The sequence below is a fragment of the Streptococcus parasanguinis genome, assembly GCF_001069785.1.
GTDB lineage: Bacteria > Bacillota > Bacilli > Lactobacillales > Streptococcaceae > Streptococcus > Streptococcus parasanguinis_T.
Window position 1 is genome coordinate 1 of the sequence record NZ_JVSR01000100.1, and the last position, 11,195, is coordinate 11,195.

The 11,195-nt window shown below is 33.4% G+C and carries 11 protein-coding genes; all 11 read right to left on the bottom strand.

Features of this window, described 5'->3' with window-relative positions; genetic code table 11:
* A partial coding sequence (locus ADG03_RS12050) for a lipoprotein (protein WP_481556247.1) occupies window positions 1-110 on the bottom strand: 110 nt, incomplete at its 3' end.
* 147 nt (window positions 111-257) lie between these two features.
* Window positions 258-701 carry a hypothetical protein gene (locus ADG03_RS09345; protein WP_049473197.1) on the bottom strand — a complete coding sequence of 148 codons (444 nt, stop codon included), beginning with the start codon at window positions 699-701 and terminating at the stop codon, window positions 258-260.
* Between the two features lie 214 nt (window positions 702-915).
* Window positions 916-2,127, bottom strand: a complete 1,212-nt coding sequence (locus tag ADG03_RS09350) for a tyrosine-type recombinase/integrase (protein WP_049473198.1) — start codon at window positions 2,125-2,127, stop codon at window positions 916-918.
* Complete coding sequence (locus ADG03_RS09355; protein ID WP_013903600.1) at window positions 2,120-2,368, bottom strand: DUF3173 family protein; 249 nt, start codon at window positions 2,366-2,368, stop codon at window positions 2,120-2,122. Before ADG03_RS09355 ends, ADG03_RS09350 begins: the two co-directional genes overlap by 8 nt.
* 96 nt (window positions 2,369-2,464) lie before the next feature.
* Entirely contained in the window at window positions 2,465-4,396 is a 1,932-nt protein-coding gene (locus ADG03_RS09360) for a DnaB-like helicase C-terminal domain-containing protein (protein ID WP_049473199.1), read from the bottom strand.
* A gap of 285 nt (window positions 4,397-4,681) precedes the next feature.
* Window positions 4,682-5,605, bottom strand: a complete 924-nt coding sequence (locus ADG03_RS09365) for a hypothetical protein (protein ID WP_049473200.1) — start codon at window positions 5,603-5,605, stop codon at window positions 4,682-4,684.
* Window positions 5,606-6,204: 599 nt separating this feature from the next.
* Window positions 6,205-6,498, bottom strand: a complete 294-nt coding sequence (locus tag ADG03_RS09370) for a hypothetical protein (protein WP_049473201.1) — start codon at window positions 6,496-6,498, stop codon at window positions 6,205-6,207.
* Between the two features lie 164 nt (window positions 6,499-6,662).
* Entirely contained in the window at window positions 6,663-7,793 is a 1,131-nt protein-coding gene (locus ADG03_RS09375) for a hypothetical protein (protein ID WP_049473202.1), read from the bottom strand.
* A 36-nt stretch (window positions 7,794-7,829) separates the two neighbouring features.
* Complete coding sequence (locus tag ADG03_RS09380; RefSeq protein WP_049520983.1) at window positions 7,830-8,720, bottom strand: C39 family peptidase; 891 nt, start codon at window positions 8,718-8,720, stop codon at window positions 7,830-7,832.
* A gap of 14 nt (window positions 8,721-8,734) precedes the next feature.
* Window positions 8,735-9,868: a hypothetical protein gene (locus tag ADG03_RS09385; protein WP_049473281.1), complete on the bottom strand. Its 1,134-nt coding sequence runs from the start codon at window positions 9,866-9,868 to the stop codon at window positions 8,735-8,737.
* 641 nt (window positions 9,869-10,509) lie between these two features.
* Window positions 10,510-11,195: helix-turn-helix domain-containing protein (locus ADG03_RS09390; RefSeq protein ID WP_065426858.1), on the bottom strand; the 686-nt coding region annotated here is incomplete at its 5' end.

Genomic DNA, 11,195 nt, shown 5'->3' on the forward strand with positions numbered 1-11,195 from the left:
GATGGTTTGTAGACATAAGTCCCGTTATCACTTTTGGCACCACATGCCACTAAGAGGACGGCTGCAAAAACTGCAACGAAAGCTAAAAGAATACGTTTAAAGTTTTTCATAACTTCTCCTTTTTAGTTAGATTCACCCTATTATATCAACAATTCAGGCACACGGCAATGAAATATTCCAAATGTAATACTCTTGTAATATATTTATCAACCAATATGTAACGATTAAAAAGGCAGGACCCGTACCTACCATTTCTTTTATTTGATCTTTTTAAATTTCGCGTATTTTATGAAATTTATATTGGTGTCGGAATTACTCATGCCAGAATCACTTACATCTTTAATTGTTAATACCCCACCAGAAATTTGATAAGTAATTTTAGTCTTACTATATTCACTTTCCAATATAATTGTTTTAGTTTTTTGATCAACCTTAAAATCATAGGGTAGATTGGTATTTTGAACATTTGATTTTATTTGAACCTTCATAACGCCTTCTTTGTCCTTAATGATAATCGAAACCCTAAATTTATAATCATCTGTAATGATATAAGCAAGTTGACTTGGTAGCATCTCCCTCACTTCTTCTGTTGAGGGTTCGAATACATAAGTCCCATTATCACTTTTTGGACCACAGGCTACCAAGAGGACTGCTGCAAAAACAGCAACTAAAACCAAAAGAATCTGTTTATAATTTTTCATACCTTCTCCTTAGTTCATCGAATATCCCTATTATAACAACAATCTTGTCGTATCTCAATGAAATATTTGATGATACAGGGCTTGTAAAAATCATAAAAGAAAGAATGCACAAAAAAACCGAGGCCTAAACCTCGGTTTTCATTTTGATTGGAAACTCTATTATTTAAGAGTAACTGAAGCGTCGTTGCTTTAGTTGTTCTCACACAGCTATTTTTTACTTGGTTTCTTTACTTGGCGGGATTGTGGCGGGATTTGCAATTAATCCCAGCTCTCCTAATGCCTCTGTTATCTCAGCACCACCAGTAACAACTTGTCTATCATAGAAATGAGAATAGGTGTTTAGTGTTGTAGCCTTGTCTGTTCTTCCTGAGCGGGCCGATACATACAAAACATCTTTTTTTAGAACGTTTATCATAAATGAATCATGACTATGACGTAGACCTTTCCCAGTAATAACCGGAACCTTTGCCACTAGTGCATGCCTTTTTAACATTCGACTTAAGGTAGATTTGTTCATGGGAGAGTTAAACCGTGCTAATACGAAATTATCTTCTCTATTATACACTTGTACAGTTCTCCAATTTTTCAACACTTTAACAGTTTCGTCATCTATTTCTAAGAAACGCATTCCTGCCCTAGTTTTTGTCTGCTCTTTTCGAACGTATTTCCCATTCCCTTGATATTCGAGGGTAGACTGAATATGAATAACCTTATTTTTAAGATCTATGTCTGACCACTTTAAACTAAGACCCTCAGAGACTCGCATCCCCGTCATAAAATAGAGCCAGATAGTCGTATAAAACTGCCTCTCTTCATAAACTGTCTGATCAAAAGTTTTTAAAACCTTATCAAGTTCCTCTACAGTCCAAAATTCAGTTTTCGGTTTTTCTCCTTTAGGATTGTCTAACTTTCGACAAGGATTATTCTCGATGTATTCCAAGCGTTCTGCATAATTTAAGCACTTCTTCAGTTTACACCAAAGTCCTTTTGCGTAGTTTGGAGAGTAGTCTTCCATTAAAGATAATCTAAAATCCTCGCATTCCCGAATATTGATTTCAGACAGTTTCTTGTCAGCAAAAACCTCAATAAAAGTCTTATACTGAGGATAAGCAGTTTGATAGGTTACGGACTGAACAGTTTTCTTATAATAAGGCAAATAAACATCTTCCATAAATTTTGAAAATGGAATATCTAATTGTGGCCTATTTGCACTGGCACTAGCTATTTTAGCATTGTATTCAGTTCTTATCCTACAGACTTCGTCAAAGGCTTGCTTTTCTGTTTTAAAATCAATTCCAAATTGATCTTTATAAGATTTAACCCTAAACCTCTTTCGGTCACCCGTAGAAGGATCTACACTGAATTCAACTTCATAGTAAATTTTTCCTTTCTTATTTCGACTTACGCATTTATATTTTTTACTCATTTTGTTCCTTTCTTTCAGAAAGCAACTTAAAGCCGAGTAATTCTTCTACAATATACGTAGGAGCTAAATTAAGACGAGAATTATCAAATGGTGATTTACTTAATTCTACCACATTATTCGATAAAGCTCTAGATTCTTCAAATTGTCGAACAGCAATTAACTTTGCTTGTCTTATAATATCCCGTGCCGTATGTTCAGGAAAACCTAATTTCATTAATTCTGTATGATTTATTGTTTGCATTATCTCTTCCTTCTAATTCTTAATTACAGAGATTTCCATCTTTTGATAAGGCTTATAATAGTTCAACAAATTAGATCATTAACCAAAAGCCTTAAACTACTTTTCTTTAAAATAATTGTACATCGCATAATAGTCAAATTCCATCTTAATGCCAGTTCTTCCATTACGATTTTTTAAAACCACTAACTCAATCTCTCGTGGATTTCTCGATTTAGCTTCATTAACATCAAAGTGTTCTCGTCCAGTACCTTTAAGTTGAAGTCCAATTAAAACATCACTAGAGTATTCGATGGCTCCACTTTCCTTGAAAGACTGCATACTTACAATAGATTTGTAGTTTTCTCTATTAAAAGAAGAGATAGCGATCACTGGTGTTTTAAAGTCTCGGCTGATCCTTTTCAATTCTATTACCGATCTATCTGTATTTTGTTTTTCAGTTAATCGTACATCCACCGGATATAGAATTTGTAAGTAATCAATAATAACCACGGGTACTTTTCCAGTATATTTGATATGCTTTTCAACAGTTTCCCGAATTAGTCCCACACCAATAAGTCCAGTACCTTCTACAATGTAAATATTTTTGCAGTATTGAGCGTAATTTTCTCTAGCTTTTTTAATCAAATCAATCTCTGGGGTGCTGTAACCTGCATATCTACTCCCCTCAGTAATTCCTCGTGCTGTTTTTGCATTCCTGATATCACTATTAGAGGCAATAGATTCGATAACAGTGTGACGACTAATACTTTTACTAATTATTTCCCACCTAGACATTTCAATACTAAAAATCAAAACATCTGTTCCCTGTGCTGCAATTTGATCAGCAATCTGAGTTACAAATGTTGTCTTTCCAAGGGAGGAAATTGCACCAACACAATACAAGCCTTCGTAAAGACCACCTTCTAACAGATCATCTAGACCTTCAAAATTTGTTTTAATACATGTATTATTAGAACCATTCGTAATGCCATTAAAAAACTTCGAAAGATGATTAGCTGTTGAATATTCAAGATACCGTTCTTTTTCACTTTTTGTTTGATTGATTGCATTTTCCACCATTTTGTTAAATACTCCTTTATTTTTCACTAACATTTCGTTAGGATCTTTTACATCATCAATAGTTAATTTGTAAGAAATAAATTTTATCTTCTTACTTCTAAATTGCTCTGCTAATTTTAGTTCAGCCTCTCTCCCCTTTTCATCTTGGTCCAATGAGAGAATGAATGTACGATCAACTTTTAGATCAGAAATAAGATTAATTAATTTATTTATATTTCCAATGCTCCCAAGTCCTACTGCCTTTCCACCAACTTCAACGATGCTCATGGCATCTATTTCGCCTTCTACAATAAAAATTGGATCCGTTGAATTTTTGAAGAGTTCACTTTTATTAAAAAGATCGCTTCCTCCCACTTTCTGTTTAGTATAGTTCAATTGATATTCTGGTACAATTTCTCTTGTATCACGAGCAAAATAACAACTTTCACTTAAAGGAATAATTAACCGAGGTGTTTCAGGAACATTAGGATTAGTCACATGAGGATGTTTCCATTTTTTTACGTAGCCAACTTTAAATCGGTGGACTGTTGAAAAACTCAACCCTCGTTTAAGAAAATAGTCAGTTTCACAGAGATGCTTTGTGGCCTCATTATAAAAGCTTAAATAATTATCTTTTTTCTCTTCTTCCTTTAAAGGAAAGATAACATTGGAATTCAAACATTCAGTCCTCTGGTCCTTGAATTCATCACATTCAGTTGATAGATTAAACAACTCTCTGACACGCTTCAATTGATCCTTAAATTTATCAATTCCTTCTACATAGCCGATAAGATCAAAGATATCTCCACCTCTATCGCAAGAGAAACACTTCCATTGGGTTTCAGCGTAAATATGAAAAGCACCAGTTCTGTTTCTTCCTTCACCACTGTGGCAGAGGGGGCAAATATATGCTCCTTTACCACCTTTACGACTTGATTCAGAGATTTGTTCAATGTATGCTTTCAAATAAGATTTTTCTTCTTCAAACATTTTTTTCTCCTCTTGTAGTTTCCAGTAAAAAAATAAAATCCGGACTTTTTTTCTTACAGGCAAAATTATAGCATTGCCTTCAATACGAAAATTGAAGGCATATGCTGCTTATTAATATTATTAGTATTGAAAATCAGAGATGCTAAAATATCAGTTATACCAAGGGTGAAAAATTTTTTTACAAAATCAACATACCCCAAATTCTAATTCAACATACCCCAAATTCTAATTCAACATACCCCATAAATCCTGATTTAATCGAAGTAAATCGATAAATCAGTAAATTTAAATCCCTAAAACTTTAAAACGAATTCTAAAATTTTTAAATTCAAAAAATGATTCCATTTCTAACTGTTTATCCGATAAAGGATTGTTATTAGAATCACAGTATTCCCAACTTATCAGGATTTTATCATTGACTAGTTTAGTAAGTGAATTATCAAGGCTCTCCTCAATTCTTGAATTCCAACCACCTTTTTTCAATCTAACTTCTTCGATTGCAGGAATTTCAGGACATACATTCAATAGAACTTCAACTGATATGACTTCATTAGTCTTTTTTCTTCGATTATTATGGTTACTTTGATGGTAGATTAGTTTCTTTGCAAGAGAATAAACATTTTTACTACGCTCATCAATTTTAAAAAGTCTGATGGGGAAATTAGTAACATAAGAAGTAATTAAATATCTAACGAATTTTTCAGTCAATTGAACTGTATAAACTTCTTTTTTGCATTTGAATTCCTCAATCAGTTTCATATCTTTGAATTCTTTAATTTCCGATTTTCTCTTTTCTGCAGTACTAATAGAAAGATCGTTTAGCAAGCTTAATGCTTCTTCAATGATACGACGTACATTCTTCTTCGTTGAAATGCTTGCTGGGTTAGATTTCCCCAACAGTTCTGCATACTGTTTAATTGAAAATTCAACCACGCAATTAACAGCCTCTTCTTCACTTAGTTTATATTGGTTCTTCTTCCCGACAAGAAAAATCAATAAATCCAACATCTTCAAAACTCGGAGTTTGAAATAATCTTTGTTAGCATCAAAGTTTTCAATATGAATCGTACCAGTCCCTAAATGAATAGAAGTTCGATTAGTGATCGGATCCCTTACTTTGTCAACTGTTTTCAAATTAACAGAAGTTAGCAAATTCAAAGTCGGTGCATTTAAAATCTTCTCGATTTTCTCTTTTTTATCTATAGGCATTATATAACCTCTTTTATATTTATTTGAAAAGAGTTTGAGAGCAAAAAAAAGAGTTGTAGCTGATGCTACAACTCTCTTGCACTCAATAAATTTTTCTTTCCATACTAATAGTCTGCCATTTTTTGATAAAACTAAAAAAAAGAAAAATCAAAAAAAGTCACCCTTTTCTACCAAAAATTGCTCCATTTTTTCTAAAATTTAAAAAGGACACTTTACAAAGTGCCCTTTAAAATAGCCTAAATAGCGATATTTTAAGGATGATAATACACATTATAAGATCTTCCATATAGGATTAAAATTTTTTTGAAAAAATTTTTAATGACCAAATTAAAAAAATTTTTTAATTTCATACCTAGGATTATAGTTTCAACTGAAGAACACTAAATCATTCCTATACGGAGAGACAATTTGTATAGTTATTTATGATTTATTTCAATCCAAAGCCTATTTTTCTTCTAATTCCAAGATTTGATTTTACCTGAAAAAGAAAGCTGATAAATTAACATTCTATTTATGTTCACGGTGAAAAAATAAAACATTTTGTCTGTTTAGCTACCAAAATGATACCAAACACATTTTGGTAGCTAAACAGAATTTAATTATACTACAAACACATTTTTACTTATCTCAACCGCCTCCAATATTTCTTTCTCAGTAATTCTTTCTCTATCTTTTATGACAGATTCCACATGTTTTTCAATAAAATCTCTCGCGTACTTTCTACTTTCCTTTTTCTTCTGAAACATATTTTTAAGTAAGTTGTCTAACTTATCGTTAAAAATAGCTTTCTGAACTTTTTCTAATTCATCTTCTGACAATGCAACAATAATTATGATATCAATAAATTCTTCTTTTAATTGAGCAAACATCTCTACTCTATCATCTACAATCATTGAATTTCCCAAAGTTAAATTATCTCTCAGTGTCCCTTCAAATACATAGGGATCCTGACTAACGTATGCTAACTTACTTCTTATATGAAGGAGAGAACCAATTTAGTCCTCTCCAGATTGTAACTTTTTATCAAGCCACTACAGTTGACAATGAGCCTTTATTATTAATTTGACCCTAAGTCTTTTTCTACGATTCTTAATCCGATTGGAAAATCATCTTTTCCCAATTTTAATTTCTGTTTCTCAATCAACTTAGCATCCTTGAGACTATATTGTAATAAATGTCGACCAGTAGTTAGATACAACATATTTTCATTTGAAATTGTAAGAGAATTTATTTCTTTTGGTGTTTCACCTGAATCGTCATCCAACACAATGGCTTTTATAGTTTCATTTTGTAAATCAAGAACAGATAAAATATTCTTTCCTTCTACCTCGTGCTTGACGACAAGGTAATGATTATCTGGACTTGGATAAAGCATATTAGGATAAGGATTGGGTAAGGTAAATAATTTCCTTTCTCCAGTGTGCAAATCGATTGACAACAATTGGTTTCCTGCCACCTTCTCAAAAGTATCTGTATCACGAATTGCAGAGATACTTACGAATGCCCTATCTTTGACAATTGCCAAGCCTTCTAACATTTCAACCTTTTTACCATCTGAAGTTAATCGAATTCTATCTTTTTCTTTCCAATGCTCTTTTTCATTTAGTACTATTAAATCTGAATCCAACACGCCTTCTGGACGATTTCGTTTTGGATCTTGATAAGCAATCTCAGCATATACGTTAGAATTATTTGCAACAATCTGACTCGAAATTGCTGTCATTTGGTTAAATTTTTTCTGAAAAACTTGCTTTCCATTAAGAGAAAAGACTGTTAATATTCCTGAGTTTGCATCTGTTTGAGCAGTATAAAAGTAATTAGAAGAGATACCTGATCCCATCATTGCATAATTCTTAGTATGATTTTTCCTTATCTCGCCTTTGGAAAAATCAATTGAAATGATATTTTGATGATCTATTGGTGCAAAATCATCACCTTCCGTTACGATCATCTTATCACCACTGTTTAAACACGAAAACCAGAGATTAACATACATTGCTACATCAATTTTTTCTACTCGATGTAACTCGAGCTTATTCTCTTTCTTAGTATATGATTGAATACTTTTTGAGGTGACCAAGTAAAGATTCGATTCTGGATCAACTTGAAACATTGGTGTTTGGACCTTAGAACAAGAAAGCAAAAGGAAGAATAGAAATAAAATCCCAAAAAGATAAGAGCGTTTCATAGGTTATCCCTCCTATCCATTTCACGACTCACTTTCTCACCAAGCATAATTTTTCTCACCGCATGTAACCATGGCTGCTAATAACTCCTCTGGTGTCAGTTTCTTCAAGCCTCCATAGGTTGGATCCTGTACATGTGTATCGGGGTCTAGATAATAGATTGCTGCGATGTCCTTACTATCTGCTGTTAATTCATAGCCTACTCCAATCACATTATGTTCCCCACGTTTTCCAGGATAGATTTGAGCTACATTAAAGGTGTAATAGAGAGGATAGCCATCATCAATATCTTTGCGCACGCGTTCTTTAAAGAGGCGGACATCTTCAGAACCTGGACGAGCGTCTGTTACAGTAGCTAGTCGATAACCTGCTTGGTTTCCACTTGGTTCTGGATAGCCAAATAGATTCTGATTCAAGACGCGAATCGCATCTCGATTATGAGTCCCATAGGGATTATAAGTCCCCATTTCCTTAGCTAATTGATGTTGAGAGACGCTAACCCCTCGACTAGCCAGGATCATTTGGACTGTCGCCGGAGCACAGAAATACCATTCTTCTTGAAGTTTTAGAGGAATAGGCAATAGTTTTCGGATCACTTGATTCTCTTTGCTAGATGATTCTTGCTTGAGCGATTGAGAAGGTTGCGTGTTCTCTGGCATTGAAGCTTGTTCCTGTTTTGAAGATGGCAAAGTTTGCTGAGTTCCAACTTCTGCGCCGTCTTCCTTGATTTTTAATCGCTCTGCTACTTCTGCTGGCATTGGAGGATTAGGTTCTGTACGCTCCTTTGTTTTTACACTAACTGTTGTTGATGAAGCAGATGTGACCTTACGAGAGCTGGAAGGACTTGTTTGGCTTTCTTTTTGTGTCTCTGTACAGCCAGATAAACCAAGCAAAGCTAGAAATACAAGAAATAAATGAACTTTTCTCATGATTTTTCTCCTTTCTACCATTCCTGATAGCGCATTACGGAGTATTCATTTCGATAGATTTCACCTTTTGGAATCTCACTATCCTTCTTTTTGAATTGAATCCATAGAATCCCTTTATCCGATAGTAAAATGGGGCCATGATCATATAAATAATGAATCCGATGCTTTAAATCCCACAAATAATATTGAGATTTAACACGCTCCTCACTTCTTCTTTCTCCCATATATGTGAGATAAATATTGCGATATATGGAGGTTTCTGCCTGTGAAGTAGAAAATATCTTTTTATGGTTTTTATTTTCGAAGGTAAACGAAGCATCTTTATTATTTGCAACCAAGTAAAGGAGATTGTGCCCGTTCGTCAATAAATCGACATAATAGCGTTGATCATCCTTTGTTTGATCTATAACTTTTTTCTGTCCATTACTTAAGGAGTAGGCTATAATTTTTGTGGTTAAAGCTGTGTTATCAATTTGTACATAATACAAGTGATCTTTAAAGACAGTCGGAAAACCGCTATTTTCTGATTCAATCGTCTGATGAGCCCCTGTTTCAAGGTCAAATTCTTCAATTTGATATAGGCTATCGCCTGCTTCATAATTTATAAAGAGTTTCTGGTTGGATCGAGCTACTTGAGTAACTGGAACTGTTCCAATAGGTCTCCTATTGATCAGTGTCGTTAAAGATTTGTCTTTTATCTTCCAAAGATAGTAAATCCCTGTCTGGTTGAGTTGATCATACTCTTCAAAAATAACAATATCATGATCAACATAGCTGACAGCTACATGAGTCAGATTAGATGTCTTTTCAACATCTTTTATCTTTTGAAATTCCTGGGTATGTAAATTCATACTGGCAAGATAATTCTGATCTTCATGTCCTTGGTCAACAGCCTCGCCATAAGCAATCCCATCATTTGACAGTGCGGTAGGTGTAAAGATTTTCCCATCTGGATAAGGGATAGAAATAGAATTTTTTAATAAATCTTCTGCCTTTCTTTCCTCGAATCCTATTTTCCTAGACACATTGGTACTACCGGAAGGAGATTTTTTTTGTGGTCCTACAAGAGTGCAGGCTGATAAGAGAATGATAATACCAAGGATGATAAAAGTTAAAAATTTTTGTTTGACAAGATCTTTTTTCTTCATCAGCCTATACCTCCTGACTTAAGCATTACTTCATTACCTATTTATCTACAATAAAAAGATAACGAACGATTTTAAAATTGAAATCTATTTTTTTCTTTCTAGAATAATAATACACAAAATAAAAAAGCAAATGTCAAATTGTCTCTTATATACACATTTTATACTTAGATAAATGAACTCAAAATATTTTCCTCAGTATTTATTGGTTCAAACTATGCTATCAAAGTCTTATGAACGGAAATCTCTTTATTTGATAATTGAAAATAATTGTATTTCATATTAAAATCACCTCAAATATTAGATGAACTCTAACATTTGAGGTGCAATTCAAAATTATTATTTGTTAAATTAAATGATCATTTTTTCAAATATTGCTTAACTAGCTGATCTAACGGGATAATGTGTAGGTTGCCATCCCTTACCCAATAACCATTGAGCATGGATACAACAATATGTCGATTATATCTTCAAACCGTTTTATGACTAAATCCATTTAGAAACTCATTCCTTGAAAAAACGATTCACATCTGACTGACATGCTTCCAATAGTGTTTGTTCATCCGTTAATTCGAGTAGTTGCAATCCTTCATCAACTAGCTTTTTATCACTTAAACAAATTCCAAGTGTCACTTTGGCATTTCCTAGAAAATCATATCGCTTACTTTTTTTGCCGTATCTAACAATAGATAACTGATCCTCGTACATTTCTCCATCAAACCATTCCACAGAAAAATACTGGCTAAATTTGAGAGTAATTTATACTTGGTGGGAAGAATCTCTGTATAATCAGAGTAATCATTGAGCCTATCTATCACTTCATCACAGATAGAAATCACTGTTTCTAGTGGAAGTGTAAATAAAATAACGACAATTAATTTGAGGTCACTATGATACCAGACATCCTGATTTTTAATTTCGTTCCAAGCTTCCGTTGCCATTATTCTTACCTTTTCATTTGGACCAGATTCTCGTAAACAAAGAATGACCTCTACTCTCTTTAGTATATTTGACACAGGAATATCATTAGGATGTTTTCTTAAATAAGCTACACTCTTATTCTTCAGTTCCAATAATTTATCATTTGATTGGTAGGCATTGTTATCTTCTGCCAATAAGATAATTTCTTCTCTATCGGAATGGTGGTAAGAATGACATATATATCGAAATTCTTCGAAATCTAGGCCAACTTGCTTTAGAAGATGCTCCATCAACTCAAAACTAGGCACTACTTGGTTCGATTCAATACGCGACAAGTGCGCTCTTGAAGTGTAATCCTGGCAAACTTCCTCTTGACTAATATGTTTTGATTTCCGTATTTTTTTATAGA